This window comes from Actinokineospora xionganensis (genome assembly GCF_014323725.1).
Lineage (GTDB): Bacteria > Actinomycetota > Actinomycetes > Mycobacteriales > Pseudonocardiaceae > Actinokineospora > Actinokineospora xionganensis.
This window is the reverse complement of sequence record NZ_JABVED010000007.1, coordinates 156196-182272: the sequence shown is the minus strand read 5'-3', so window position 1 is coordinate 182272 and position 26077 is coordinate 156196. Positions and strand designations below refer to the sequence as shown.

At 69.0% G+C, this 26077-nt stretch carries 31 protein-coding genes; 15 read left to right on the top strand and 16 right to left on the bottom strand.

Going from position 1 to position 26077, the window contains the following annotated elements:
* Nucleotides 1-242: 242 nt before the first annotated feature.
* The 4 genes from GPZ80_RS14425 to aroA form a co-directional block, all read right to left on the bottom strand.
* On the bottom strand, nucleotides 243-1064 hold the full coding sequence (locus GPZ80_RS14425) for an SCO4651 family lipoprotein (protein WP_187220855.1): 822 nt from the start codon (nucleotides 1062-1064) through the stop codon (nucleotides 243-245).
* Between the two features lie 111 nt (nucleotides 1065-1175).
* The gene (locus GPZ80_RS14420; RefSeq protein ID WP_187220854.1) at nucleotides 1176-2015 is read right to left on the bottom strand and encodes a PhzF family protein; all 840 of its coding nucleotides are present in this window, start codon (nucleotides 2013-2015) and stop codon (nucleotides 1176-1178) included.
* A gap of 14 nt (nucleotides 2016-2029) precedes the next feature.
* Complete coding sequence (gene rsgA / locus GPZ80_RS14415) at nucleotides 2030-3049, bottom strand: ribosome small subunit-dependent GTPase A (protein ID WP_187220853.1); 1020 nt, start codon at nucleotides 3047-3049, stop codon at nucleotides 2030-2032.
* Nucleotide 3050: 1 nt separating this feature from the next.
* Nucleotides 3051-4319 carry a 3-phosphoshikimate 1-carboxyvinyltransferase gene (gene aroA, locus GPZ80_RS14410; RefSeq protein WP_187220852.1) on the bottom strand — a complete coding sequence of 423 codons (1269 nt, stop codon included), beginning with the start codon at nucleotides 4317-4319 and terminating at the stop codon, nucleotides 3051-3053.
* A 100-nt stretch (nucleotides 4320-4419) separates the two neighbouring features.
* Between aroA and GPZ80_RS14405 the strand changes: the two genes are divergently transcribed.
* Genes GPZ80_RS14405 through GPZ80_RS14395 form a run of 3 tightly spaced genes read left to right on the top strand, consistent with a single transcriptional unit; the run spans nucleotide 4420 to nucleotide 6332 of the window.
* On the top strand, nucleotides 4420-5193 hold the full coding sequence (locus GPZ80_RS14405) for an SOS response-associated peptidase (protein ID WP_187221004.1): 774 nt from the start codon (nucleotides 4420-4422) through the stop codon (nucleotides 5191-5193).
* Nucleotides 5190-5804: an alpha/beta hydrolase family protein gene (locus tag GPZ80_RS14400; RefSeq protein ID WP_187220851.1), complete on the top strand. Its 615-nt coding sequence runs from the start codon at nucleotides 5190-5192 to the stop codon at nucleotides 5802-5804. The genes GPZ80_RS14405 and GPZ80_RS14400 overlap by 4 nt, the downstream gene beginning before the upstream one ends.
* 60 nt (nucleotides 5805-5864) lie before the next feature.
* Nucleotides 5865-6332, top strand: coding sequence for a hypothetical protein (locus GPZ80_RS14395; protein WP_222719283.1), 468 nt, complete (start codon nucleotides 5865-5867; stop codon nucleotides 6330-6332).
* Here the strand turns inward: GPZ80_RS14395 and ybaK are convergent, their stop codons facing one another.
* Nucleotides 6333-6812, bottom strand: a complete 480-nt coding sequence (gene ybaK / locus GPZ80_RS14390; RefSeq protein ID WP_187220850.1) for a Cys-tRNA(Pro) deacylase — start codon at nucleotides 6810-6812, stop codon at nucleotides 6333-6335.
* A gap of 189 nt (nucleotides 6813-7001) precedes the next feature.
* Here ybaK and GPZ80_RS14385 point away from each other — a divergent pair, with 189 nt between their 5' ends.
* Together GPZ80_RS14385 and rsrA are read left to right on the top strand one after the other, a co-directional pair.
* A complete protein-coding gene (locus tag GPZ80_RS14385; RefSeq protein ID WP_187220849.1) occupies nucleotides 7002-7622 on the top strand; it encodes a sigma-70 family RNA polymerase sigma factor in 621 nt (206 codons plus the stop codon).
* A complete protein-coding gene (gene rsrA / locus GPZ80_RS14380) occupies nucleotides 7619-7900 on the top strand; it encodes a mycothiol system anti-sigma-R factor (RefSeq protein WP_187220848.1) in 282 nt (93 codons plus the stop codon). Before GPZ80_RS14385 ends, rsrA begins: the two co-directional genes overlap by 4 nt.
* Before the next feature lie 63 nt (nucleotides 7901-7963).
* On the opposite strand, the gene GPZ80_RS34035 is transcribed toward rsrA, so the two are convergent.
* Complete coding sequence (locus tag GPZ80_RS34035) at nucleotides 7964-8038, bottom strand: 50S ribosomal protein bL37 (RefSeq protein WP_096498094.1); 75 nt, start codon at nucleotides 8036-8038, stop codon at nucleotides 7964-7966.
* Nucleotides 8039-8210: 172 nt separating this feature from the next.
* Between GPZ80_RS34035 and GPZ80_RS14375 the strand changes: the two genes are divergently transcribed.
* Both GPZ80_RS14375 and GPZ80_RS14370 read left to right on the top strand, forming a co-directional pair.
* Nucleotides 8211-8426, top strand: a complete 216-nt coding sequence (locus tag GPZ80_RS14375; protein ID WP_187220847.1) for a biotin/lipoyl-binding carrier protein — start codon at nucleotides 8211-8213, stop codon at nucleotides 8424-8426.
* 51 nt (nucleotides 8427-8477) lie between these two features.
* A complete protein-coding gene (locus GPZ80_RS14370) occupies nucleotides 8478-9992 on the top strand; it encodes a sensor histidine kinase (RefSeq protein WP_187220846.1) in 1515 nt (504 codons plus the stop codon).
* Nucleotides 9993-10230: 238 nt separating this feature from the next.
* Here GPZ80_RS14370 and GPZ80_RS14365 read toward each other — a convergent pair whose 3' ends face one another.
* Nucleotides 10231-10485, bottom strand: a complete 255-nt coding sequence (locus tag GPZ80_RS14365; protein ID WP_054051690.1) for a WhiB family transcriptional regulator — start codon at nucleotides 10483-10485, stop codon at nucleotides 10231-10233.
* Nucleotides 10486-10697: 212 nt separating this feature from the next.
* Nucleotides 10698-11627 carry a diacylglycerol/lipid kinase family protein gene (locus GPZ80_RS14360; RefSeq protein ID WP_187220845.1) on the bottom strand — a complete coding sequence of 310 codons (930 nt, stop codon included), beginning with the start codon at nucleotides 11625-11627 and terminating at the stop codon, nucleotides 10698-10700.
* Between the two features lie 300 nt (nucleotides 11628-11927).
* Between GPZ80_RS14360 and GPZ80_RS14355 the strand changes: the two genes are divergently transcribed.
* Complete coding sequence (locus GPZ80_RS14355) at nucleotides 11928-12332, top strand: hypothetical protein (protein ID WP_187220844.1); 405 nt, start codon at nucleotides 11928-11930, stop codon at nucleotides 12330-12332.
* A 2-nt stretch (nucleotides 12333-12334) separates the two neighbouring features.
* Nucleotides 12335-12826 carry a GNAT family N-acetyltransferase gene (locus GPZ80_RS14350; protein WP_187220843.1) on the top strand — a complete coding sequence of 164 codons (492 nt, stop codon included), beginning with the start codon at nucleotides 12335-12337 and terminating at the stop codon, nucleotides 12824-12826.
* 48 nt (nucleotides 12827-12874) lie between these two features.
* Here the strand turns inward: GPZ80_RS14350 and GPZ80_RS14345 are convergent, their stop codons facing one another.
* From GPZ80_RS14345 to GPZ80_RS14335, 3 genes are all read right to left on the bottom strand, one after another.
* Nucleotides 12875-14818, bottom strand: coding sequence for a S8 family serine peptidase (locus GPZ80_RS14345; protein ID WP_222719282.1), 1944 nt, complete (start codon nucleotides 14816-14818; stop codon nucleotides 12875-12877).
* A 162-nt stretch (nucleotides 14819-14980) separates the two neighbouring features.
* Nucleotides 14981-15475, bottom strand: a complete 495-nt coding sequence (locus GPZ80_RS14340) for a GNAT family N-acetyltransferase (protein WP_187220841.1) — start codon at nucleotides 15473-15475, stop codon at nucleotides 14981-14983.
* A 10-nt stretch (nucleotides 15476-15485) separates the two neighbouring features.
* Nucleotides 15486-16067, bottom strand: coding sequence for a histidine phosphatase family protein (locus GPZ80_RS14335; RefSeq protein ID WP_187220840.1), 582 nt, complete (start codon nucleotides 16065-16067; stop codon nucleotides 15486-15488).
* A 60-nt stretch (nucleotides 16068-16127) separates the two neighbouring features.
* On the opposite strand from GPZ80_RS14335, the gene GPZ80_RS14330 reads away from it, so the two are divergent.
* Complete coding sequence (locus tag GPZ80_RS14330; RefSeq protein ID WP_187220839.1) at nucleotides 16128-16595, top strand: hotdog fold domain-containing protein; 468 nt, start codon at nucleotides 16128-16130, stop codon at nucleotides 16593-16595.
* A 69-nt stretch (nucleotides 16596-16664) separates the two neighbouring features.
* On the opposite strand, the gene GPZ80_RS14325 is transcribed toward GPZ80_RS14330, so the two are convergent.
* The 3 genes from GPZ80_RS14325 to GPZ80_RS14315 form a co-directional block, all read right to left on the bottom strand.
* Nucleotides 16665-17351, bottom strand: a complete 687-nt coding sequence (locus GPZ80_RS14325) for a hypothetical protein (RefSeq protein WP_187220838.1) — start codon at nucleotides 17349-17351, stop codon at nucleotides 16665-16667.
* Nucleotides 17352-17750: 399 nt separating this feature from the next.
* Complete coding sequence (locus GPZ80_RS14320; protein WP_312880323.1) at nucleotides 17751-18359, bottom strand: nucleotidyltransferase family protein; 609 nt, start codon at nucleotides 18357-18359, stop codon at nucleotides 17751-17753.
* A 20-nt stretch (nucleotides 18360-18379) separates the two neighbouring features.
* Complete coding sequence (locus GPZ80_RS14315; RefSeq protein WP_187220837.1) at nucleotides 18380-19042, bottom strand: hypothetical protein; 663 nt, start codon at nucleotides 19040-19042, stop codon at nucleotides 18380-18382.
* A 216-nt stretch (nucleotides 19043-19258) separates the two neighbouring features.
* Here GPZ80_RS14315 and GPZ80_RS14310 point away from each other — a divergent pair, with 216 nt between their 5' ends.
* Nucleotides 19259-19414 carry a hypothetical protein gene (locus tag GPZ80_RS14310; protein ID WP_187220836.1) on the top strand — a complete coding sequence of 52 codons (156 nt, stop codon included), beginning with the start codon at nucleotides 19259-19261 and terminating at the stop codon, nucleotides 19412-19414.
* Between the two features lie 73 nt (nucleotides 19415-19487).
* Here the strand turns inward: GPZ80_RS14310 and sodN are convergent, their stop codons facing one another.
* Nucleotides 19488-19895 (bottom strand): superoxide dismutase, Ni, encoded by a 408-nt coding sequence (sodN, locus tag GPZ80_RS14305; RefSeq protein WP_091381659.1) that lies wholly within the window; start codon nucleotides 19893-19895, stop codon nucleotides 19488-19490.
* Between the two features lie 99 nt (nucleotides 19896-19994).
* On the opposite strand from sodN, the gene GPZ80_RS14300 reads away from it, so the two are divergent.
* Nucleotides 19995-20303, top strand: a complete 309-nt coding sequence (locus GPZ80_RS14300; RefSeq protein ID WP_187220835.1) for a S26 family signal peptidase — start codon at nucleotides 19995-19997, stop codon at nucleotides 20301-20303.
* Here the strand turns inward: GPZ80_RS14300 and GPZ80_RS14295 are convergent.
* Nucleotides 20282-20878, bottom strand: a complete 597-nt coding sequence (locus GPZ80_RS14295) for a dTDP-4-dehydrorhamnose 3,5-epimerase family protein (protein ID WP_187220834.1) — start codon at nucleotides 20876-20878, stop codon at nucleotides 20282-20284. The two genes, GPZ80_RS14300 and GPZ80_RS14295, sit on opposite strands and share 22 nt — an antisense overlap.
* Nucleotides 20879-21275: 397 nt before the next feature.
* Here GPZ80_RS14295 and GPZ80_RS14290 point away from each other — a divergent pair, with 397 nt between their 5' ends.
* From GPZ80_RS14290 to GPZ80_RS14280, 3 genes are all read left to right on the top strand, one after another.
* Nucleotides 21276-22475 (top strand): NAD(P)-dependent malic enzyme, encoded by a 1200-nt coding sequence (locus GPZ80_RS14290; protein WP_187220833.1) that lies wholly within the window; start codon nucleotides 21276-21278, stop codon nucleotides 22473-22475.
* 63 nt (nucleotides 22476-22538) lie between these two features.
* Nucleotides 22539-25094: a bifunctional diguanylate cyclase/phosphodiesterase gene (locus GPZ80_RS14285; RefSeq protein WP_187220832.1), complete on the top strand. Its 2556-nt coding sequence runs from the start codon at nucleotides 22539-22541 to the stop codon at nucleotides 25092-25094.
* Between the two features lie 79 nt (nucleotides 25095-25173).
* Entirely contained in the window at nucleotides 25174-26013 is an 840-nt protein-coding gene (locus GPZ80_RS14280; RefSeq protein ID WP_187220831.1) for a helix-turn-helix domain-containing protein, read from the top strand.
* The last annotated feature ends 64 nt before the right edge of the window (nucleotides 26014-26077 follow it).

The window sequence follows — 26077 nt, the reverse complement described above, 5'->3', positions numbered from 1 at the left end:
ACGGGACATGGGTTAAGTCCGTNCGTGCCGCCGACTGACCACCGTTACCCGCACATGGGTTAAGTCCGTCCCCCCGACCGACCACCGCTGTAACACGGGACATGGGTTAAGTCCGTCCCCCGACCGACCACCGCTGTAACACGGGACATGGGCTGATCTTTGTCCCACGGCCGACACCTGGGTCAGACCAAACGAGCGCCCCCACGGAATTTCCGTGGGGGCGCTCGTCATGCGTTGTCCGGTCAGCTGCCGGGCATTTCCGCGACCTCGGCGGCCGGGGGAGCCTCGACCTTGACGGCCTTGCCCCAGTCGCTGTAATCGGCCTGGACCTTGCTGCTCGCGCCACCCTTGCCCGGGACGTCGACGACGAAGCGAACCGGCAGGTTCTCCTCGTCGACCCAGACCTCGACCGGCATCTCCTTGATGCCCGCCTTCTCCATCGCCGCGATGGACTGCTCGTCCATGCCCAGCCCGCTGCCCTTGAGCTTGCTGGTGTCGACGAGGATCTTGTAGTGGGTGGTCGACTTGCCGTCGAGCTCCACTTCCTCCGACGACTTGATCTCACCGGCGTCGGCGAGCTGCTTGAGCGTTTGGCGCGGGTCGGCGTTCTTCATCGAGTCGACCGAGCCGCCCATGGCCTTGACCATCGGGTTGTCCTTGTCGGCCAGGTCGATCTTCAGCCACGGCTTTCCGGGCTCCAGCGGCTGCGGCATCTTCATGTAGATCACGTTGTCGAGGAAGCGCATCGTGATGTCGCCCTCGGGTGTGCTCATGGTCATCTGCATCGCGGTCTTCTCGCCGGCGAAGTTGAAGTCACCTTCGCCCTCGAGCTTCTGGCCCCCGGCCTCGCCGGTGAACTTGAAGTGGGCGCTCTTCTCGCCGTCGCTCTTCTCGGTCACGGCGTCGCTGAGCGCCTTGAGGCTGTCGAAGCCCGACTTGGTCGGCTTGGCCTCGGTCGAGGTGCCCGCACCCGACGTGCCCGTCGACGGGGTGGCGGAGTTGCACGCGGTCAGGGTGAGAGCGGCCAGGGCCGCGCCGCACACCAAAAGGGTCGTCTTGCGCATTACGTGGGTGTTCCCCTCAGAGATCGACTCGGTCGTCACCTAGGACGTTCGATTCGTCCCGTCGGTTGCGACCCCAGTGGTTTAAACGGTAGCCGGCCCCCGGCTCGCCGGTCAGGCGGGGTCGGGTACCGGCACGGCTGTGCCGGACACCGAGATACCGCCGTTTAGCGGGATACCCAGGGTGATCACCCCGGGCCTGCCCATGTCCTCGCCCTGGTGCACGGTGAGGGTCGCGGGCGGTTCGATGAGACCGAGTTCACGCAGGTATCCGCCGAACGCGGCCGCCGCGGCGCCGGTGACCGGGTCCTCCACGACGCCCCCGGGCGGGAACGGGTCACGCGCGTGGAAGACGGTGTCGGACTCCCGCCAGACCAGCTCGATCGTCGTCCAGTCGCGGGCCGTCATCAGCCCGGACAGAAGATCGAAGTCGTAGTCCAGGTCGGCCAGCCGCGCACGGGTGGACACCGCGACGACCGGATGCCAGTTGCCGCCGAAGGCGACCCGGACCGGCATCGCCGGGTCGAGGTCCGCGGCGTCCCAGCGCAGCGCCGCGAGCAGCGCCGTGAGGTCGTCGTCGCCGATCTCGACCGACCGGGGCTCGACGCTGACCAGCGTCGCGGTCACCCGCCCGTCGCGGATCTCGGTCGACACCTCCACCGGCCCGGCCAAGGTGGCGAGCCGGAACGTGCCGGGGCCGTTGGCGTCCGCGTGGGCCACCGCGGCGGCGATCGTGGCGTGCCCGCAGAAGGGCACTTCGGCCAGGGGGCTGAAGTAGCGCACGTCCAGCTCGCCAGGTCCGCGCGGGATCAGGAACGCGGTCTCCGAGTAGCCGACCTCGGCCGCGGCGGCCAGCATCGCCGCGTCGTCGACGCCTGTCGCGTCGAGCACGACGCCCGCCGGGTTGCCGCCTTGTGGGTCGGCGCTGAACGCGGTGTACCGCTGGATCTGCATGACCGGGGATTTTGTCAGGCCGGGTGTTCGTCCGCGCCCGCTTTCGACGCGAGCAGCCTGCGCAGGCTGGTGAGCCTGCCGACACTGGCCTCGCCCGCCTCCACGACCGAGTCCAGCACGCAGTCCGGGTCCTCCGCGCCGCCCAGGTGCCCGCAGCCCGACGGGCACTCCTCGGCGGGTGCGACGAACTCCTCGAAGGCCGCCACGATGTCGTTTGGCTCGACGTGCGCCAGCCCGAACGAGCGGATGCCCGGAGTGTCGACCACCCAGCCGCCGTCGGGCAGCGGCAGAGCCACGGCCGTCGTCGACGTGTGCCTGCCCTTGCCGACCGCGCTCACCACGCCGATCGCCCGGAACGCGTTCGGGACCAGCCGGTTGACCAGCGTGGACTTGCCCACGCCGGAGTGTCCGACCAGCGCGGAGACCCGGTTGTGCAGGCGGTCGTGGATGTCGAGCGGGTCTTGGTCGTGCCTGCTGATGACGACCGGCAGGTCGAGTTCGGCGTAGGCGGCCAGCAGCTCCGCCGGGTCGGCCAGGTCGGCCTTGGTCAGGCACAGGACCGGCTTGAGACCGCCGGAGAACGCCGCGACCAGGCAGCGGTCGATGAACCCGGTACGCGGGGGCGGGTCGGCGAGCGCGCACACGATCAGCAGTTGCTCCGCGTTGGCGACGACCACCCGCTCGAACGGGTCGGTGTCGTCGGCGGTGCGGCGCAGCACGCTGGCGCGCTCCGACACACGGACGATCCGGGCCAGCGTGTCCGGCTTGCCCGAGGTGTCGCCGACCAGGTCGACCGCGTCGCCGACCACTACCGACGTGCGGCCCAGTTCGCGCGCGCGCATCGCGATCACGAGGTGGTTCGGATCGCGGTCGACCGCGCAGGTCCAGCGGCCCCGGTCCTTGCCGACGACCATCGCCGTCACGGCGTCGGCGTGCTCCGGACGCTTCTTGCTGCGTGGCCGGGTGCTCTTGCCCGGGCGCACGCGCACGTCGGTCTCGTCGAGCTTGCTCCAGTCGCCGCGCCTGCCGCCCACGTCAGTTGACTCCCGTGAGCATCCGGGTCCAGAGCTCGGGGAAGTCGGGCATCGTCTTGGCGGTGGTGCTGATGTCGTCGACCGACACGCCGTCGACGACCAGGCCGATGATCGCGCCCGCCGTCGCCATCCGGTGGTCGGCGTAGGCCCGCCAGGGGCCGCCGTGCAGCGGGACAGGGCGGATGACCAGGCCGTCGTCGGTCTCCTCCGCGTCGCCGCCCAAACCGGTGATCTCGGCGGTCAGCGCGGCGAGCCGGTCGGTCTCGTGGCCGCGCAGGTGCGCGATGCCGCGCAGCCGCGACGTTCCCTGCGCCAGCGCGGCGAGCGCGGCGACGGTCGGCGTCAGCTCGCCGACGTCACGCAGGTCTATGTCCACACCCGTGAGCCTGGCCGGACCGCGCACGGTCAGCGCGCCGTCGGCCAAGGTGACCTCGGCGCCCATGGCTTCGAGGATGCTCCGGATCTCGTCGCCGGGCTGGGTCGTGCGCGCGGGCCAACCGGTGATGGTGACCTCACCGCCGGTGACCGCGGCGGCCGCGAGGAACGGGGTCGCGTTGGACAGGTCGGGCTCGATCACCCAGTCGCGCGCGGCGATCGGGCCGGGCTCCACCCGCCAGGTGTTCGGCTCGGAGTCGTCCACGGTCACCCCCGCCTCACGCAGCATGCCGACCGTCATCTCGATGTGCGGCATCGACGGGACTGGCTTGCCGTCATGGTGGACGGTGAGGCCCTTGTCGTATCGCGCGCCCGACAGCAGCAGACCGGACACGAACTGCGAGGACGCCGACGCGTCGATGGTGACCGTGCCGCCCGCGATGGCGCCGGTCCCGGCCAGGGTGAAGGGGAGGGCGTCGCCGTCCACGGTGGCCCCTACGGCCCGCAGGGCGTCGAGGACCGTGCCCATCGGCCGCTCGCGGGCCCGGGGGTCGCCGTCGAACCGGATCTCCCCGTCGGCCAGCACGGCGGCGGGCGGGACGAAGCGCATGACCGTGCCCGCGAGTCCGCAGTCGATGGTCGCGGGACCGCGGAAGCCGCCATGGGCGCCCACGGAGATCGTCGTGCCCTCGACCTCGATCGGCACGCCGAGGGCGCGCAGGGCGTCGATCATCAGATCGGCGTCCCGGCCCTGCAGGGCGCCGGTGAGGGTGCTCGAACCGCCGCTGAGGGCGGCCAGGACGAGGGCGCGGTTGGTGATCGACTTGGAGCCGGGGACCGCCAGGGTGGAGCGGACGGGGGCGGGCGCGACCGGGGCTGACCAGGGCTGCGGCATGCGGCAATCCTCCCGCACCTGGGCCGGGCTGTGGATACCGGCTCGCCACTGTCGGCCGGGCGTGCCACGATTCGGACATTCCATGCTGGAGGTGGGCGCTTTGTGTGGCAGGTACGCGGCGACGAAGGACCCGGCGACCCTGGCGGCCGAGTTCGACGCGTTGGACATCCTGGGGGCTGACGCGCCCGCCGTCGACTACAACGTCGCCCCGACCGACCCGGTCATCACGGTGGTCCAGCGCCACCCGCGCGACGACAAGGGCACGGCCGACCAGAGCCGGACCGAACGCACCCTGCGGGTCATGCGGTGGGGCTTGGTCCCGCCGTGGTCCAAGGACGCGTCCGGGGCCGCGCGCATGATCAACGCCCGCTCGGAGAGCGTGGCCACGAAGCCGGCGTTCAAGAAGTCGCTGGCCGAGCGTCGCTGCATCGTCCCCGCAGGCGGCTGGTACGAGTGGCGCCGCGAGGGCAAGATCAAACAGCCCTTCTACACCGCCCCCGCCGACGGCTCGAGCCTGGCGATGGCAGGCCTGTGGACGACGTGGCGCGACGAGTCCAAGCCCGACTCACCGCTGCTCATCACCTGCTCGGTCCTGACCACGGAAGCGGTCGGCAGGCCCGCCGAGGTCCACGACCGCATGCCCCTGGTGCTTGAGCGAGCGGCCTGGGACCAGTGGCTCGACCCGGACTCAGCGGACGTCTCCGCACTGCTCGCACCCCCGTCGGAGGACTTCATCGCGACGATGGAGATGCGCCCGGTGTCGACGGCGGTCAACAGCGTCCGCAACAACGGCCCGGAGCTCCTGGCACCCTATGAGGAAGCCCAGGAACTCGACGAACTGGACCTCTTCAGCACCACCGAGAACCCCCGATGACCCGCGCCGAGATCGAAACGCCGCACGGCCTGGCCAGGGCCGAACTGCACTGCGCCCCCGAAGGCGGCCGGGCCGGTTTGCTCTTAGGCCACGGCGCAGGCGGCGGAATCGGCGCCCCAGACCTGGTCGCTGCCACCCGGGGCGCCACCGCAGCGGGAGTGCACGTCGCCCTGGTCGAACAGCCCTACCGAGTGGCAGGCCGTCGTGCCCCCGCCCCAGCGGGCCAACTCGACACGGCTTGGCTGGCGGTCGCCGACCACCTCTCAGCCCTCTGGTTCGACGACCTACCGCTGGTCTTCGGCGGCCGTTCCTCAGGGGCCAGGGTGGCGTGCCGAACCGCCCAGGAGGGCCAAGCCGTGGCCGTCGTCTGCCTGGCCTTCCCCGTGCACCCACCGGGCAAGCCGGAAAAGACCCGCCAACCCGAACTGGACGCCGTCCCCGTCCCCACCCTGGTGGTCCAAGGCGAATCCGACCCCTTCGGCAGACCAGCCGAAGCCCACCACCGGGATGTCGTGCTGATGCCGGGCGACCACAGCCTGAAGAAGGAACTGCCGAGGATCTCCCGGACGGTCGAGGAATGGCTCGATCGCATCCTCCGCCCCCTGGACTGAGCCCTACCCGCCCCGACAGCCCAGGCAATCGGTGCGGTCGTTGGCCCACCAACGCCGAGAATGCGCCGCATGGAAAGTACGAGGCATGCGGCTGTTGCCCAGCTGATCGCGTTGGCGAGCAGCGCCGACTACCGCGACCGAGCGGCCGCGGGCCGCGCCTTGGCGGTCTTCGCCGATGTCTGGCAGGCGCGTGAACCGTTGCTCGCCCTCGTGCTCGACACCGCTGACACCTTCGTGACCCGCGTGACCGCGGAGGCGTTGCTTCGTCGGCAGGACCTGGCTGGATACACCGTTGTGGCGCGGGCGCTCACCGTCGCGGACGACAACCACGCCGATTGGATCTACACGGCGATCATCGATGTGTTCGTCGTTTACGGCGATGAGCGTGATGCCGCCGTAGGGGAGTGTGAAGCGCTGCTGGATGACGAGGACGATCAGGTGCGACGGGGCGCACGGCTTCTCAGGAGAGCGTTGACCGCACTCACACCGGTCCTGCTTCCACCGCGACCTGCAGCCGATCAGCCTTGATCAGCCGGTGGCCGCGATCGGCGCCACCCGCGCCGACAGCAGGGCAACCAGATCAGCAGGCGCGATCTCGATCTCCAACCCCCGCCGCCCACCCGAACAAAACATCGTCTCGAACCCCAAAGCACTCGCATCCACCACCGTCGCCAGCCGCTTCCGCTGCCCAAGCGGCGAGATCCCGCCCGCCACATACCCGGTGGTCCGCTCGGCAAGCGCCACATCCGCCATCTTCGCCCGCTTCCCACCCACGGCCGCCGCCAGCGCCTTCAGGTCGAGTTGGTGCACCACGGGCACCACCCCCACGGTCAACACCCCGTCGACCTCAGCCAGCAAGGTCTTGAACACCCGATCAGGCGACACCCCCAGCGCCGAGGCGGCTTCCAGACCGTAGGACTCCCGGGGATCGTGCTCGTAGGAGTGCAAACGATGTGTGATCGATCGCTTCACCAACAGTGAAGTCGCAGGTGTCCCTCGTCCAGCCACGAGAACACCCTAGATCCGGGGAATGCGCGACCCCGCACGTGTGTTGTGCGGGAGGTGCTGACCGAGCTGATCCATGAATCGAAGCGTCCGAACTCACGCCCCGCGCGTGTCTCGGGCCACAGCCGCCCCGGCGTCGGCCGCGTAAGCTCTGTGAAGCCGTATGCGCATCCGACGATCGAAGGGAGCACGGTGCCCCGCACCGAAGCGACCACTGCGGTCGAGACCTCCGCCCAGCGGGCCGAGCGGTTCGAGCGCGACGCCATGCCCATGATCGACCAGCTCTACTCGGCCGCCCTGCGCATGACGCGCAACCCGGCCGACGCCGAGGACCTGGTTCAGGAGACGTACCTCAAGGCCTTCTCCGCGTTCGAGTCCTTCTCCGCGGGCACCAACCTCAAGGCCTGGCTGTACCGGATCCTGACCAACACCTACATCAACGGCTACCGCAAGCGTCAGCGGCAGCCTTTGCAGTCGCCGACCGACGAGATCACCGACTGGCAGCTCGCCAAGGCCGAGAACCACACCTCCAGCGGGCTGCGCTCCGCGGAGGTCGAGGCGATGGACCTGCTGCCCGACGACGACGTCAAGAAGGCCCTGCAGGAACTTCCCGAGGAGTTCCGCCTCGCGGTATACCTGGCGGACGTGGAAGGCTTCGCGTACAAGGAGATCGCCGAGATCATGGGTACCCCCATCGGCACCGTCATGTCGCGGCTGCACCGCGGCAGGCGGCTGCTGCGCGACCTGTTGGCCGACGTGGCGAAGGAACGTGGGTTCATGCGCTCGGCGTCGCGGGAGGTGACGGGGAAGTGAGCTGCGGGAACCACCACGAGACCGACTGCTCCGACGTCCTCAACGAGGTGTGGCTGTTCCTCGACCAGGAGTGCGACGTCACCCGCCGCGCCGTCCTGGAGCGCCACCTCAACGAGTGCAGCCCATGCCTTGAGCAGTACGGCATCGAGGAGCACTTGAAGATCCTGCTGGCCCGCAAGTGCGGCGGAGACCACGCCCCGGATGAGTTCAAGGAGCGCCTGCGCGCGTCCATCCGGCAGACCGTGATCAAACACGGTGGAGTGAACATCAAGGAATAGTCCTGTGTACGACAGAGGCCCCGGCATCAACTGCCGGGGCCTCTGTCGTACGTGAGCGGATGCTCAGGCGTTGGGGCGCTTACCGTGGTTCGCGCCACCCTTCTTACGGTCACGACGCTTGCGGGCGCGCTTCGACATCGGAGTTCCTCCTACGTAGGGCTGAGCATGAGCATGGGCCGTCTAGCACACCGATGGCACTCGGACGGCACACCTTCGCCGACAATTTTGCCACGTGCTCGTTGTCGCGTTCGCCAGGGCCGATACGTGGTTGGATTGTGGCGAGCAGAACTCGCTTGAGGAGGAACGGTCGATGGGCCAGCAGATCGAGGCCGAGATCGTCGCCAACGTGCTGAAGGTGGTCGCCCACGAGGGACAGACCTTGGTCGCGGGTGACACGGTGGTGATCCTGGAATCCATGAAGATGGAAATCCCGGTGCTGACCGAGGAGGACGGCACGCTGACCAAGCTCGCCGTCAAGGAAGGCGACGTCGTCCAGGAGCACGACCTGATCGCGGTCGTCGAATAGTCCCCCGGCACTGGCTCTGACCAGTGCTTTCGCGAGTAGTCCGGAGCAGAAGTGTCCACTCTGGCTGACCTTCTCGCCGACCACACAGGCTTGTCCGTCGGCGCGATCGACCACCTGCAGACCGTCGTCGCGGAGTGGCAGCTGCTCTCAGACCTGTCGTTCGCCGACTTCCTGCTGTGGGTCGCCCAAACCGAGGGCGACGACGGCAAGCCGCTGCCACCCGACGCGGAGGAGCGGTTCCTCTGTGTCGCGCAGGCGCGGCCGACCACGGCTCCCACCGCGCACCCCGACGACGTAGTCGGCAGCCACACCACCGCGTTCGAACACCCGCAGTTGCGCCGGGCGATCGCCGAGCGCCGGATCTGCCGCGAGGAGGACCCACGCTGGCACCTCGGTGTCCCGGTTCGCCGCGAGGTCATCCCGGTGTCGTTCGGCGGCGAGATCGTGGCCGTGCTGTCCCGCGAGACCAACCTGGCTGTGCCGCGCGTCCCCAGCGCCCTGGAGATCGCCTACCTGGGCATCGCGGGCGACCTGTGCCAGATGGTCACCGACGGCTCGTTCCCCACCGCCGAGCCGTCCCCGGACGTGCACACCAGCCCCCGCGTCGGCGACGGCCTCATCCGGCTCGACCCGGCGGGCGCGGTGGTCTTCGCCAGCCCCAACGCGCTCTCGGCGTACCACCGCATGGGCCACGCCGCCGACCTCGTCGGCGTCCGCCTCGCGCCGCTGACCAGGTCGCTCATCGCCGACCCGTTCGACGCCACCGAGATAGCCCAGCGCATCCTGCTCGCCCTCGACGGCCAGACCAGCATGCGCGCCGAGGCGGAGTCCCGCCGCGGCGCCGCGGTGCTGTTCCGCGCGCTTCCCCTGCGCCCGCGCGGCACCTCGGCGGGGGCGCTGGTCCTGTGCCGCGACGTCACCGAGGTCCGCCGCCGCGACCGCGCGCTCCTGTCGAAGGACGCGACGATCCGCGAGATCCACCACCGGGTGAAGAACAACCTTCAGACGGTGGCCGCGTTGCTGCGCCTGCAATCCCGCCGGACCAACAGCCCGGAGGCGAAGGAAGCCCTCGCCGAGTCGGTCCGCCGGGTCGCCGCGATCGCCATGGTCCACGAGACCCTGTCGACTTCGGTCGACGAGCGCGTCGACCTGGATGCGTTGGTGGACAAGGTGATTCCGGTCGTCGGCGACGTCGCGGTGGCCGAGAGCCATGTGAAGGTCCGCAAGACGGGCCAGTTCGGCGTGGTCGCCGCTGAGGTCGCCACCCCGTTGGTGATGGTGCTGACCGAACTGGTCCAGAACGCCGTCGAGCACGCCTACCCGGCCGGGCACTCCGGTGAGGTCGTCGTCGCGGCCGACCGCTCTTCGCGGTGGCTCGACGTGGTCGTCGCCGACGATGGCCGGGGACTGCCGAGCGGGTTCTCGCTGGAACGGCAGAACGGCCTGGGCCTGCAGATCGTCCGCACCCTGGTCGAGTCCGAACTCCGCGGCACGTTGTCGCTGCGCCGCCGCGACCCCAAGGGCACCGAAGCGGTCCTGCGCGTCCCGCTCTCCCAGCGCCGATAGCTCCAGGTCCGGGGATCTTCATCTCGCACATCAAGAACAGCGTGAGATCGGTCCAGCCGAGCCACTCGGATGATCGGTCGATAGATCACGCCGACCACTCGTCGCAACGCATACCTATTCATAAGCGGTGAGCGGTGCGGTTATTGCGATGAATGGCATTGGGATGTGCGCTATTGCATACGAAAGGCCCCCAACCCTGCGCAATGGGGGTTGGGGGCCTTTCGGTGTAGCGGGAAGCTCAGGCGTTGCTACGTGCCCGGGTCCGGGCGTTGCGGCGCTTCAGCGCACGACGCTCGTCCTCGCTCATTCCGCCCCAAACGCCAGCATCCTGGCCGCTCTCGAGTGCCCAGGACAGGCAGTTGGAGGCGACGGGGCAGCGGTGGCAAACGGCCTTCGCCTCGGAGACCTGCAGGATCGCCGGGCCGCTTGTTCCCACGGGGAAGAACAGCTCGGGGTCCTCGTCACGGCAGGCCGCGCGGTGGCGCCAGTCCATTTCTACTTGCTCCTCGCATCGGGCGCGCAGATAGCGCGCCACTAGTCGTCATCCGGTCGTCGGGGTGCTTGTGAATGGTTTCACGAACCAGCCGGATGTCAAGGGTTCATCGCGGGCCGGTGAGTGAACTCACCCGAAAGATCGACGTCAGCGCCCTATCGCTCCGGAGAGCAACGATTTGGTCTCACGCCCGGCTGGTCTGGACCGATAGATCAGATCGCGACCGCGAGGGCCCCTGGGACGGAGGCGAATTCGACCCTGGTGCGGGCTCCGATGAGGTCTCCGTCACACTGCAGCCGCACCGGCTCCGCGGCGCTCACGATGATCTTGGCGACGTCGTCGCGGCGGACCAGGTTCTTGCCCCTGGTCTCACCGTTCGCGCTGAACGCCTGGCTGATGTGCCGCACCACGGTGGGCATCCGCATGGTCCGCAGCGCGAACAGCCCCAGGCCGGTCTCGAACGAGCAGCCGGGGTTGAGGTGGATCGCCCTGGTGCCCAGATAGGTCCACGGGTCGGTGTTGGACACGAACGCCAGCCGTAGGCCCTCGATGGGCTCCTCGCCGGGAATCTCGATCGTCAGGTCCGGCCTGCTGTGCCCCGGGCGGACATACCGCGCGGCGGCGACCCGCGCGTAGAGCGCCGGGCTGGCCTTCTTCCCACGCTTGCGGTCGACGTCGGCGACGACATCGGCGTCCCAGCCCATGCCCGCGCTGAAAGTGAACCAGCGGTGTTGGCCCGCCCCGATGTCGACGGACCCGAGCCCGACGCGGCGACTGCGGCCTTCCTCGAGGGCGCGCAGCAGCACGTGCGTCGCCTCGACCGGATGGCGCGGCAGTCCCAGAGCCCGCGCGAAGACGTTCGCCGAGCCGCCCGGCACGACCCCGAGCATCGGTCGCGTCTCAGCGGTCCCGGCCGCGAGCAGCCCGTTGACGACCTCGTTGACCGTGCCGTCGCCGCCGTGCGCCACGACCAGGTCGACGTTGTCGACCGCGGCCTGTGCCGCCGCGGCCATCGCGTGGCCGCGGTAGTCGGTCTCGACGACGTCGAGCTTCACCTGGCTGGCCAGCGCGTGCGCGAGCACGTCACGGCCTGCCGGCGTGGTCGCCGTGGCCTGCGGGTTCACCACAAGGACTGCACGCATAACCGCAGCGTAAGGCAGCATGCGCATCCGCTCCGCCATCGCCCACCCCAATCGGGTGAGCTCGGCGTCATCCCTTCGGGTCGCCCGTGATCGAGTTCGAGCTCCTTCCGCACCACACCGCTCGCCCTCGGTTTCAACGAGTGCACCCAGACGACCGTCTGCTCGTCGATCCGCGAGGAACTGACACCCGTGATCATCCACCCTGGGTACGACAAAGCACGACGGCCGTCCGGGTGGCATACGATCGGCGGTGTGCACGCAGTGTCATCGTGCGCTAAATAACCTCCCTGAAAGGCCGCCGTGCGAATCGCTTCCGACGCCCCTCGGACCATCCTCGGCGCGGGCCTGCTGGTCGCCCTGCAGGGGCTCACGGGCCTCGTCTTCGCCGTCATCCTGCTGATCCACGCGGCGGGCGGCGGCTCCACGCCGGGCAACAACGTCTACGGCGAAGCCGCGTACTTCACCGTCCTGGCAGGCGGTGTCGCGGCTGTCGGCGTCGGACTGCTCCTGGGCAAGCACTGGGCGCGCGGACCCGCGATCGTCGTGCAGCTGCTGCTTCTGGGCGTCGCCTGGTACGTCTTCGGCCCATCGGGCCGCCCGGAGTTCGGCGTCCCGTTCGGGCTGGTCGTCATCGGAACCCTCGTGCTGCTGTTCCACAACCAGTCCTCTGTGTGGGCCCAGGGCGACGAAGAGGCCCAAAGCTGACTATGCGCGTGCGGGAGGCCGTTTCGGCGGACTGGGAGCGAATCTGGCCGCTCTGGCACCGCGTGGTGTCCACCGGCGAGACGTACATGTGGGACCCCGCGACCGACGAGGACAGCGCGCGGGCGGTGTGGATGCTTCCAGCGCCCGCCGCGGTGTTCGTGGCCGAGGACGACGGCCGGATCGTCGGCACGGCCCTGCTCAAGCCCAACCAGCCCGGCCTGGGCGACCACGTGGCCAACGCGGGGTTCATGGTCGACCCGGACCGCGCAGGCGAGGGGATCGGGCGAACGCTCGCCCACCACGTGCTCTCCGCGGCACGCGCGCAGCGCTACCAGGCGATGCAGTTCAACGCCGTCGTCTCCACCAACACCGGCGCGATCGCGCTGTGGGAGTCGCTCGGCTTCGAGATCGTCGGGACCGTCCCCGGAGCCTTCCGCCACCCCACACAGGGCTACGCCGACATCCACATCATGTACCGGCGCTTGGTGCCCTGAAACGCCGAACGGGCCTGACCGTAGTGGTCAGGCCCGTCCTTCAGCGGTCTAGTAGACGCGCCAACCGAACGTGGTGCTGCCGGTGCCGCCGCCGGAGTCCTTCGCGGTCACGGTGACCGAGTAGTTCCCGCTCGTCGTCGGCGTGCCGGTGATCCGGCCCGAGGCGCTGATCGTCAGGCCCGGGGGAAGGCCGGTCGCGCTGAAGGTCAGCGTGCCGCCCGCGGTGCTGCTCGCCTGGATCTGCAGGGCCTGGATCGTCCAGCCCTTGAAGCCCCACTGGTCCTGCGGACGGGTCACGGTGACCGCGCCGCCGGTGCCGTCGCCCGCGACGGTCCAGGTGAACGTGGTGTTGCCGGACTTGCTGTCGGTGTTCGTCGCGGTGACCGTGACGTTCGACGTGCCCGCAGTGGTCGGCGTGCCGGAGATCAGGCCGCTCGTCGAGTTGATCGACAGGCCGGCCGGGAGGCCCGACGCCGAGTAGGCCAGCGTCTTGCCCGCCGGGTCGGTCGCCTTGACCTGCAGCGACGTCGCCACACCGACCTTGCCGGTCTGGTTGCCCGGGTTGGTGACCGCCGGGCCGCCCACCGTGTCGCCGAGCGAGCTGACCGTCTTCGCGGCGTCGGCGATGCCCGCGCCGCAGCCGCCGGTGCAGGTGCCGGGCAGCGGCCGGGCGTTCTGCTTGATGGCCGCCTCGACCTGCGCCGGGGTGAGGTCGCTCTTCTTGCTCAGCATCAGCGCGGCAAGGCCCGCGACATGCGGGGTCGCCATGCTGGTGCCCTGGTAGAACGCGTACGACTCGGTGCTCGGCGTGGTGGTGCCCGAGTTCAGCGTCGACAGGATGCCGTTGCTGCGGTCCGACGCGGTCCACGTCTCGCCACCGGGCGCGGCGATGTCGACGACGGTGCCGTAGTTCGACGACGCGGTGTTGTCCGAGCGGAACTGCGCCCGGTTGCCGTCACGGTCGGTCGCGGCCACCACGACGACGTTCTTGCAGCTCGCCGGCGTGAAACCGGCCGCGTCCTTGCCCGAGTTGCCCGCCGCCACGACGACGACCGAGCCGCGCTGGACGGCGCCGTTGATGGCGTTCTGCGTGTTGGTCGGGCAGGTCGCCTGGCCGCCGAGGCTCAGGTTGAGGACCTTCGCCGGGGTCTTGTTGGCCGGGACGCCGTTCACGGTGCCGCCCGACGCCCACACGATGCCGTCGTCGATGTCGGCGAACGAGCCGCCGCACTTCGCCAGCACACGCACGTGCTGGATCTTCGCGTCGTAGGCGACACCCGCGACGCCCTTGGCGTTGTTCGTCGCCGCGGCGATGGTGCCCGCGACGTGCGTGCCGTGCCAGCTGGAGTTCGCGGCGGGGGAGTTGGTGCCGCACTCGCCCGCGGCGGACCAGTCGCCCTGGTCGGCCGGGTTCGGGTCGCGTCCGTCGTTGTCGCGCGCGGCCGAGCTGTTGCTGACGAAGTCGTAGCCCGCGACGGTGTTCGCGTCGAGGTCGGAGTGCTTGGCGTAGCCCGTGTCGATCACCGCGACGGTGACGCCCGCGCCGGTCGTGGAGGACCACGCGCCCGGCACGTTCATGCCCGCCTTCTCCTCGAAGTAGTGCCACTGCTTCGAGTAGTCGGGGTCGTTGGGCGCGGCCATGGTCGTGGCCCGCAGCTCCGGCTCGACGAACGCGACGTTCGGGTCGGCCTGCAGGGCCTTGATCAGCGCCGTGCTGTCGGCGCCGCCGACGTCGACGAGCACCGCGCCCGTGCCGAGCCTGCGCTGCAGGGTGAGGCTCTGGGCCTTCGCGGCGAGGTGCGCCTTGACGGCGTTGTCCGAACCGGCCTGCTCTGCCTGCGACTTGTAGCCGACGATCAGGCGGGCCGGCGCGGACTGGACCGCGGGTGCGGCCGGGGCGGGCTGGGCGGCGGTCGCGGTCAGCGACACGATGCCGGTTCCGGCGACAGCGGCCGCGCCCACCGCGACCACCGCCCAGGTCTTTCTACCCACGTGAACCACGGGGATGTTCCTTTCGCAGGGGAGTGCGCCACCCTCGGTGACAAAGCGTCACGAAGCGCACCTATCGGGTGAACGTTAACCCGAATGGACCCTGCGGAAGAAGCTACGAACGTACCGGAGAATTCCCAGGTAGAAGTGGGTATATACAGCGAATTAGCCCTGTGCGGCAAGGTCGGCGAGGTCACCGAGGGCACTGTCGGTGAGCCGGTAGACGGTCCATTCGTCCATCGGTACGGCGCCGATCGACTTGTAGAAGCCGATGGCGGGCTCGTTCCAGTCGAGCACCGACCATTCCAGCCGCTCCAGGCCACGCCTGGCGCACTCCGCGGCCAGTTCGACCAACAGCGCCTTGCCCAGGCCGGACCCGCGCTGCGACGGGCTGACGTAGAGGTCTTCGAGGTAGATGCCGTGCACCCCGCGCCACGTGGAGAAGTTCAGGAACCACAGTGCGCAGCCGACGACCTCGCCCTCCACTTCGGCCACGTGTCCGAACAGCGCGGGCGCGTCGCCGAACAGTGCGGTGTGGAGCTGCTCGGCGGTCAGGTGGCACTCGTCGGGCGCGCGCTCGTACTCGGCCAGCTCGTACACGAGCCCCACCACAGCGTCCACATCGGACTCGGTGACGCGGCGGATCCTGGGGTCTGACAAGGGAATCTCCTTACCTGGCGGGGACGTTGAGGCGACGGACCTGCGGCACGCCGCGTTCGTCGCCGAGAATGCTGAGCCCGGCCGCTTCGAGTCCGAAGTGGACGCCGAAGGCGGCGGGCTGTCCGATCCAGGTGGACACCAGGACGCGGCCGAAGTGCCCGTGGCCGATCAGGACGACGTCGCCGTCGGCCTCGCGGATCCGGTGCACGACCCTCGCGGCGCGTTCGCCCACGGTTTCGGCGGTCTCGCCGTTCGGGCAGGGGTGCGTCCAGACGGTCCAGCCGGGGACGGTCTCGCGGATCTGGGGCGTGGTGAGCCCCTCGTAATCGCCGTAGTCCCACTCGGCGAGGTCCTCGGTCGTCTCGTCGACGGTGAGCCCGGCCAGTTCCGCGGTGTGGGTCGCCCGGACACGCGGGCTTGAGAGAACGAGGGCGGGCCGGTCGCCACGCAGAGCGGCCAGCAGCGCGCCCGCCCGCCGGGCCCCCGCCTCGCCGTCGCCGGTCAGGTCGATGTCCGTGCGGCCGGTGTGCCGCCCGTTCTCCGACCACTCGGTCGCGCCGTGTCGCAGCAGGTAGACCACCGGCTCATGCATGACCTGGATCCTAAATGCTCACGCTTGCCACAAAACCTACTGACAAGTAGCTTCATTCTCATGACGTCGACCAAGACTTACGCGATGTGGCGCAAGCTCGCCGAGCGTCCCCTGGGCAACCGCCTCTTCTCCGTCGCGATGTCCGTGCGCGTGCCGTATTTCGGCACCATCCTGCCGACGGTCGTCGACATGCGTCCGGGCCGCTGCGAGGTCCGATCGCCGAAGTGGTGGGGCGTGCACAACCACATCCACACGTTCCACGCCATCGCCGCGTGCAACCTCGCCGAGTGCGCGATGGGCATGCTCGCCGAGGCCACCGTGCCCACGACCCACCGGTGGATCCCGAAGGGCATGACGGTCGCCTACACGGCGAAGGCCACCACCAGCCTGCGCGCGGTCGCCGAACTCCCCGAGATCCCGACGTTCGGCGCGGAGCCGTTCGACCTGCCGGTGCCGGTGTCGATCGTCGACACGGAGGGCAAGGAGGTCGTGGCGGCCACGATCACGATCAGGGTGTCGCCGAAGTAGGCCAGGGAAGCGCGGTCAGTCGGGCCGTGGGTCGTAGTCCTTGTCCCGGCGGCTCAGTGACCTCCGCCGTCAGGCCGAATGGGGAACGTGGCGCAACGCCGGATCCTCGGCGACATCATCGAGAAACGACGCGGTCGTGATGAACAGGTCGTGCCGTGGGCCGGGTGCGTAATGGAGCGCCGCGTCAAGGTAGAAGACGAAGGCTCCCAGGAGCGGGCGCGGGTAGTCGAATTCGACAGATGTCGGTTCGGACGCGTCCGCGAGCCTGGTGAGTTGTGCGACCGTGCTCGCCAGTCGCGCGGGCGCCGGGTCGCCCGCTTGCGCTACCAGGTCCGACAACCTGGGGTCAAGGATGTCCTTGGCCGGTCCTGTGTCGAGGATCTGCGCGATCCGCTGATGTGAGGTGCCGATGACATCGGCGATCTCGCGCAGGCTCAGTCCAGCACCGCGCAACTCGCCCGCGAGTTGTCTGCGGGCGGCGTCACGGCTCGAAACCGCGAAGTCGGCCTGTTTTTCCCATTGGCGCAGGTCCCGAAGCATCTCAAACAACTGATAACTGCCCTGCAGGAATTGCCATTGGATCCAGAACTCGCCTGGGTCGAGGTCGGTCAGCGTCGAGATCAGGTCCAATACGGCGTCATGAAGTTCGTCGAAACGGTCGACGTCGGTCGCTCCACCGGCTAGCCCGTCGACAACCGCCACCCACAGGCCGTCCTCCCGGGTCACGGTCACCGGGTAGACCGGGAGATCACTCATCGATCCTCCGTCCATTTCTCGCCGAACAACGGTGTCAGGGCTTGCTCGATGCTGTTCATGACGGTCCATGACATCTCGCGTGAGTGGCCGGTCAACGCGAATCGGCCGACCTCCTCGTCCCGTGCGTCCAACATTAGATACAGCGTGTGTGAACCCTTTCCTCTGCCCGTCAATTCCGCGACCCGCAGGTTATGTGCGCGGGCTCGCTTGCGTACCAGGCTCAGCATGGCGCTGGGTCGCAACCGTTTGTTGACCACAGCATACGTCTACTGGACTAGACGCGCTACTGTCAAATCAACTAGACGCGGTCGGTGTCCAGTGAGCCCGACCCTGTTGTGCCGGTGTCGGTGTCGATCGTCGACACCGAGGGCAAGGAGGTCGTGGCGGCCACGATCACGATCAGGGTGTCGCCGAAGTAGGCCAGGGCAGGACCGTGAGTTCGGGCCACTCTTGTCGCCAGCGGCGGCTCTTGTCTTCGTAGACCTCCCGTGGGGCGAGTACCGGATTGGGTCTGACGACCATGTTGAACACGTCCGCGAGCCCGTGCGGGGCGTAAACCCGCCACCGGGAGCCGTCGAGCCTGATTCCGATGCAGCACGTCGTTGCCGCGAAGGAGTCGATCGCGTCCTCGGTGCCTGCGTACGGCGCGCACGCGACGCCGAACTTGGCTTCGTACCAGAGGTGTACGCGCGCCTCGTTGCGGATCTCGACCTGGGCCGTCACCTCCTCGAACAACGGCCGGGAGCGCTGGATGACCTGGTCCTCCGCTTCCCAGGACAGGTCGGCGGGGTCGAAGTAGAACAGGTCGTAGTCCTTGATCCCGAAGGTCGCGGGACGGCCCGTGACCGTGTTCCACACCGTCTGGAACACGGCTCCGGCCGTCACGTACCAACCAGGCAGGTCGAGTCGGGCCGCCCGGTCCAGCACGTCCATCAGCACCTCGTTGCGCGTCAGCGCCGCGCGCAGGGCCACCAGTTGCTCGTCGAGAGGCAGTTGTCCGATGCGCACGGCGCTATCCAACCGGGTCGTCAGTACCCGCGGATTCCCACCCTGTTGTGCAGCACCAGGGAGTTCCCCTCGGCGGAGGGCAGGCCCAACCGGGTGTCGATCATCCGGCTGAACGGCCCGCACCCGCTCGACCGAGGCACCGTGAACGCGGTGTCGGTGACGCTGAAACGCACCACCAGCGGATTCGTCGACACCACCTCGGTCGGCGTCTGGCGCTTCACCACGAACCGGATCGGCTCCGCGTCGGTGCCGATCGTGCAGGTCGAGGGCAGCCCGAATCCCTTGACGGCGAGCTTGAGGTGCACTTCCCCCATGCGCTGGTCGTTCGACTGGAAGTCCGAGAACCCGCCGTACTGGAACTCCATCGACAGGTGGCTCCGCGGGATGCGCACCGGCTCCGCCCGCAGCGCCCCGAAGGTCTGGGCGAAGCGGCCGTCGAGGGTGCCCTCGGCGAAGGTCATCCGCAGCATGGGCAAGTGGACGGTGGGCAGCGTGCCGAACTCGATGGTCCCGGTGGCCGCCATCTCCTCGCATCGCCACTTGGTGGGATCGGCGCCCGCGGGCAGGACGGTGGGGCAGTCGGCGAAGCTGAACTCCGGCGGACTCGCGGCGGCCGGGGCGGCGGCGAGGCCGACCAGCGCGGTGGCGGCGGCGAACGTGGCGGCGAGGCGTGATGGCTTCATGCGGACAAGCCTGTCCGGCGGCCGCGGCAAGATCATCCGGTAAGACCCTGGCCCCGCCCCGGAGCGGACCCTGACCGGGACGGCCATGCGGGCCCCGCCCGCGCGGGGAACACCGTGTGCGAACCTTCGCACCTGCACCAGGAGGTGGTCGCGATCAGCTCGCACCCGTGGATACGAACCGTGCCGTGTATCGACGCGGCTGGACGGCATCGTGAGATGTCGGTCTATCTCGACGCGGAGGGGAACATCGGGATCTCCGTCCCGCCCGGCGAAACCGCCCGTTTTCCCTCAGCCGACACCGCGCGGATATTGCAGGACGTGTTCGCCGCCGCGATCGTCGAGCAGCGACGCATGAGCGCGCTGACGGCTTAGCGGACCAACGCGAAACGGCGCTGACCGGCGAGATGTCCTCGCTGGTCAGCGCCGTTTCAACGCGCTTGAGGCGTCAGGCCTTCTTGGTCTCCCAGAAGATCTTGTCGATCTCGCCGATCAGGTCGAGCAGGGCCTGGCCGGTGGCCGGGTCCATCGAACCCTTGGTGCCGCCCGCGCCCGCGGCCTTGGTGGCGCGGTTGAACAGGTCGTGCAGTTCCGGGTACTTCTCGAAGTGCGGCGGCTTGAAGTAGTCCGTCCACAGGACCCACAGGTGGTGCTTGACGAGCTCGCTGCGCTGCTCGGCGATCAGAACCGCGCGCGTGCGGAACTCGGGGTCCTCGTTGTCCTGGTACTTCTGCTGGACCGCCTTCACCGACTCGGCTTCGATGCGGGCCTGGGCCGGGTCGTACACGCCACACGGAAGGTCACAGTGGGCTGTGGCCTCCAGTCGAGGCGCGAGAAAGCGCGACAACAGTCGCATTGTTCCTCCATGGGCGAACGGGGGTGCTCCGACGATTCGACCCTACTCCGGGCACGATGGGCGGGCAGGCGGAGGTGATCGTTGATACTCGGAAGTCGAATGCCGGTCCGACGGGTGACGGTGCGCGGTGCGTCGATGGCACCCGCGCTGGACGGCGGTGACGTCGTCCTGGCGACACACGGGACACCCAGGCCGGGGGACGTCGTGCTGGTGACCTGGCCGAGCAGGCCCGGGCAGCTCTCGGTCAAGCGCGCCATCCGGCCGGCAGGCTACCTCTGGCACGTCGAAGGCGACTTCGCCGAGGCCTCGTTCGACTCCCGCTACTTCGGTCCCGCCAAGGTGCACGCCGTCGTCCGCTGGCGGCTGTGGCCCCGGCCAGGCCGGATTCAGCCCCGCAGGTCCGCGTAGCGCGCCAGGCAGGCGTCGTAGGTCGGCAGCAGGCCCGTCTCGGCGGCCTCGGCGAGGGTCGGCGCGGTGGCGTCCTTCTCCGAGAGGGTCGGATCGTCGACCGACCAGGGCAGCGCCAGTTCCGGGTCCAGGGGATTGAGGCCGTGTTCGGACCCCGGGTTGTAGCCGGTGGAGCACAGGTACGACAGCACCGTGTCGTCCTCCAGGGCCACGAACCCGTGTGCGACGCCCTCCGGCACGTACACCGCGCGGAAGTCGACCGGGTCGAGCCGCACGGCGTCCCAGACGCCGTAGGTCGGTGAGCCGACCCGCACGTCGACGACGAAGTCGATCAGCGCGCCCTGCGGGCAGTACACGTACTTGGCCTGACCCGGTGGGACGTCGGAGAAGTGCAGCCCGCGGATCGTGCCGCGGCGCGAGCGGCTGTGGTTGGTCTGCGCGACAGTCAGCCGGTGGCCGACCGCCTCGGCGAACGCGTCGCCTTGGAACGGCGAGACAAAAACGCCCCGACTGTCCGGAAAGGTCCGGGGGGAGAACTCGATGGCGCCGACGACCTTCAGCTCGCGTACCTGCATGGGTTTGAGCCTAGTGATCGACCTCTCGGAAAACTGAGCACTATCCACGTGTAACGCTCCGAATAGGCCCTGTCACAAACCAAACCGGACGGACGTCTTGGTGAAACTGCTTCTGACGTGCGGCTTTGGCGGCCTTCGATGTGATCCCGACCGCAGACAGGTCACACTTGTCCTGTCACACTGTGCGCACCGCAGCGTCCATCGGCCGCCCGCCCACACCCCGGGCAAGCGACCGGAACCCCCGCCGTCGACCAGCTCCGCCGTCCCGTCTACCACCGACGCAACCACCGCGCCGTTGTGACTGGAAGACCCAGCCCGTGTCCGGACTCGGAGCCCGTCCGGCAATCCGCTCGCGTGTGCCCGTGAGCACTTCGCGAGATCCTGGAGGACGCCAATCATGACCGCACTGAACGACTACCGAAAGACCGCCGTGAGCGATTCAGAACCGATCACCGATGAGGAGATCTTCCGCGCCCATGAGGGCGGGAAGCTCGGTGTAGAGGTCACCAAGCCACTGGCCGACCCGAGGTCGCTGTCGATCGCCTACACCCCCGGGGTGGCCAAGGTGAGCCGCGCGATCGCCGAGGACGCCTCGCTCGCGGCCCGCTACACGTGGGCTTCGCGCCTCGTAGTGGTCGTCTCGGACGGCACGGCGGTGCTCGGCCTCGGCGACATCGGCGCCAGCGCGTCGCTGCCGGTCATGGAAGGCAAGGCGGCCCTGTTCAAGACCTTCGGCGGTCTCGACTCGATCCCACTGGTGCTCGACACCACCAACGTCGACGAGATCGTCGAGACTCTGGTCCGGCTGCGCCCGTCCTTCGGCGCGGTCAACCTGGAGGACGTCTCGGCGCCGCGCTGCTTCGAACTCGAGGAGCGGCTCATCGAGGCCCTCGACTGCCCGGTCATGCACGACGACCAGCACGGCACCGCGATCGTGCTCCTCGCCGCGCTGCGCGGGGCCAACACGGTCCTGAGCAAGGACATCGCGAATCAGCGGGTCGTCATCGCGGGCGCGGGCGCCGCGGGCATCGCCTGCGCGAAGATCCTGCTGGCCGCGGGCGCGGGCGACGTGACGCTGCTCGACTCGCGCGGCATCATCCATGAGGGCCGCGACCATCTGAACCCGATCAAGGAGCAGATGGCCAAGGTCACCAACCACAGCGGGCTGCGCGGCGGCCAGACCGAGGCGCTCGCGGGCGCCGACGTGTTCGTCGGCCTGTCGGCGGGCACCGTGCCGGAGGACATCGTGGCCACCATGGCCAAGGACTCCATCGTGTTCGCGCTGTCGAACCCGGACCCGGAGATCCACCCGGACATCGCCCGCAAGTACGCGGCGATCGTGGCCACCGGGCGCAGCGACTTCCCGAACCAGATCAACAACGTCCTCGCCTTCCCCGGCATCTTCCGCGGCGCCCTGGACTCCGGCGCGCGCCGGATCACCGAGCGGATGAAGCTCGCCGCCGCCGACGCGATCGCGGCCGTCGCCGAGGACGACCTGGCGGTCGACCGGATCGTGCCGAGCGCGCTCGACCCCCGGGTCGCACCCGAGGTCGCGGCGGCGGTGGCAAGGGCCGCGAAGGAGGACGGGGTAGCCTGAGGCCGGCGGGATGCTCGGCAGCGGTGCCCCACCCGCCTACTCGAGGGTGGAGGGGATCGCTCCGTGGCCGAGCATGTCGTGCGCGTCGGGGTTCCCGGGGCAGTGATGCCCGCGGGAGCACTCGACGTCGACACCGGCCGCATTCTCGCGCCTGACCTTGGCGAATCGAGTGCCGCCGATGTCCTCGCGGACGTGGCCGCGGAACGCGCCCTGTTACTGGAGGCCCAGCGGATAGCCCGACTGGGCAGTTGGACGTTCGACATGGCCTCCGGTCTGGGCTACCTATCCGACGGTTTGTGCAGGTTGTGCGGGTTGTCCCCGCGCGCCACGCTCGATGAACTGCTCGCCCTCGTCCACCCGGACGACCAGCCTGCGGTCGCGCGCTTCCGCTCGCGGCTGTGCCGATACCGATCGGCCCAGCCCATCGAGCTGGAAGTGCGCGACCTCGCCGGCGAGCGCACCTATCTGGTGCGCGCCCGCACCGAGTGCGACGCAGACGGCAAGCCGTCGAAGGTGCACGGCACCGTGCAGGACTTCACGAAGTTCCGCGCGATGGAACGCCAGCTCACCCAGGACGGCAGGCTCTTCCGCGAGGCGCAGCGGGTCGCCCGGCTCGGCACCTGGGAGTGGAACACCGAAACCGGTGACTGTCTGTGGTCATCGATGCTCTACGAACTGGCGGGCGTGGAGCCAGGGACGAAGATCACATACGCGGATTATCTTGAGCTCTGCCACCCCGACGACCGCGGCTGGGTCGACCAGCGGTGGCAGGAACTCGCGGGCACGAAGCGGCCGGTGGAGTGCGAGCACCGGATCATCCGGCCCGACGGCACGCGCCGGGTCTTCCGCATCCGCGGTGAGGCGGCCGGGCACGACGGCGGCAACGCCGTGATGATCGGCACCGCCCAGGACGTCACCGAGCAGCGCTCCACGGAAACGCGGATGCAGCGCTCCAGCAAGCGGTTCACCGACCTGGTCGCGATCACCCCCGTCGGCATTGCCCTGTTCGACGACGCGGAACGGCTCGTCGACGCCAACGACGCCCTCTGCTCGCTGCTGGGCATGGACCTCGACCACCTGCGCGGGATGACCGCCGAGCAGCTCACGCACCCCGACGACCGCGCCACCTCCCGCGGCGGCTCCCACTCGTTCCACAGTGGACAGCGGGTGCTGGTCACCGCGACCGGCAAGCCGGTGTACTGCGAGCTCAACGCCACGGTGTCGGTCGCCGACGACGGGCAGCGGTTCTGGCTGGTCGTCTTCGCCGACGTCACCGACCGCAGACGGGCCGCGGAACGGCTGCGCTACCAGGCTACCCACGACGAGCTGACCGGCCTGCCGGGCCGAGCGGCGGTCAAGGAACTCCTGGCGAAGCTGCTGGGAGGCCGCGACTACGAACGCATCGCGCTGCTGTTCTGCGATGTCGACAACTTCAAGCGGGTCAACGACTCCCTCGGCCACGACGTCGGCGACGAGCTGATCACCGCGCTGGCCCGCAGGCTGGAACGCGGACTGCCGCCGAGCTGCACGGTCGCCCGGATGTCCGGTGACGAGTACGTGGTCATCTGCTCCGATGTGGAGGAAGTCGGCGGGGTCGACGCGCTCGCCAACCTCGCCGCCACCCTGCTCCGCACCGCGGTCCCGGTCCGCGGCCAGTTGCTTCGCGTGTCGGCCTGCATCGGCGCGGCCGTCCCGTCCGGCCAGGACACCAGCGGCGCCGACCTGCTGCGCTACGCCGACGCGGCCATGTTCGCCGCGAAGGCCCGCGGCACCGGCCGGGTCTCCCTGGCCAGCGACGCCCTCATCGCCTCGGCCAACAGTCAGATGCTGCTCGAAGGCCAGCTGCGCGAGGCCATCGCCAACGACCAGCTGATCCTGCACTACCAGCCGGTGGTCGGCCCGGACGGCACGGTGCTGTCAGCCGAGGCCCTGGTCCGCTGGCCGCACCCGGAGCGCGGCCTGCTGCTGCCCGGCGAGTTCCTCCCGGTCGCCGAGCAGGGCGACCTGCTGGGCGAACTCGACCGCTGGGTCCTGCGCGCGGCGCTGACCGAGGCGGCGGAGTGGCCGCAGATCAACGGAAGCACCCTGGGCGGCGGAGTCGGCATCGCCGTCAACCTCGCGGGCCTGGTGCCGGGCGACCCGGAGTTCGTCGACGTCGTCTGCGCCACGGTGGCCGCCACCGGCATCGCCTGGGACCGCGTGGTGCTGGAGCTGGTCGAGACCAGCCTCATCGACCTGCCCTCCCGCAGCCGCGAGGCCATGGCGGAACTGGTGGAACGAGGTGTCCGCTTCGCCGTGGACGATTTCGGCACCGGCTACTCGTCGCTGGCCCGGCTCAAGGAACTCCCGGCGCAGATCATCAAGATCGACCGCCGCTTCGTCTCGGGCGTGGCAACCGACGCGTCGGACTTCGCCGTGGCCCGAGCCCTGGTCGACATGGCCCGCGCCATGGGCCGCAGCTGCGTCGCCGAGGGCGTCGAGAACGCCACCCAGTTCCACGTGCTGCGGGGTGTGGGCGTCGACGCCTACCAGGGCTGGCTGCTCTCGCGCCCGTTGCCCGCCAAGGACTTCCGCGAAATGCTCAAGATGGGCCCCGTTCACATCCCCAGCGGAGCCTGACCGCACTGTTTCCATGGGTGAGAACGTTCCACCGATCGTGGACGTTGCGGGAGTCGAGATACCCGGGTCTCATGAAGCAATGATCAGGAACCGGCAGCCCGCCCGCCTGCGGGCCTTGGCGATGGAGTTGAAGGCGGCTCGCGCGCTCTCTGGGAAGACCACCCGGCAGGCGGCGAAGGCGATGGGGTTGTCCATTGCGTCGCTGAATCGCAGTGAGACGGCCAAGCGAATCTCGCCGATCAGGGATATCGCCGGGCTCCTGGCGCTGTACGGGGTGATCGGAGCCGATCGGGAGCGCATTCTCGATTTGGCGGAGAATCTGGATGCCCGGGAGTGGCTGGAAACGGGTGATCGCCTGCGGCTGATGGCTCCGTTCGTGGGGTTCGAAGCCCAGGCCGAATCGCTCGCAGAGTTCGCGCCGGTATACATCCCTGGATTGCTCCAGACACCGGCCTACGTCCGGGCGATCATGGCCCTTGCGGCCACCGATGATCAGGGCCGCGAGGAACGGATCGCCGCCCGATTGGAGCGGCAGAAGATCCTGACCAAGAGGGTCAGCCCGAAGTACTTGGCCATTATCGATGAGGCGGTACTGCGCAGATCATTCGGTGGGCCGGAGGTGATGGTGCAACAGTTGCACTGGCTGATCGGCCGCGCGGCCTTGCCGCACGTCACCATCCAGGTGATTCCGTTCAAGCACGGCGGATACAAGAACCCGGGTGCCTACGTGTTGTACGGGTTCAGGTCGGAACTGCCCATTGTCTACATCGAGAACCACGGCGTGTCCGGCTTTCTCCACACCTCCGTCGACATCGACAAGTTCCAAGGGGCGACAGCCGCGTTGGCGAGGCATGCGTTGGGGGCCGCCGATACGGTGAACTTCCTGAAGAGGATGGTGGCCGACTACGAACGGAGCTGAAACAGGGCGCACGCCTGCGGCACTCCAAGAACCTCGCTGGCGGCATCCTGATTCTCACACCGTC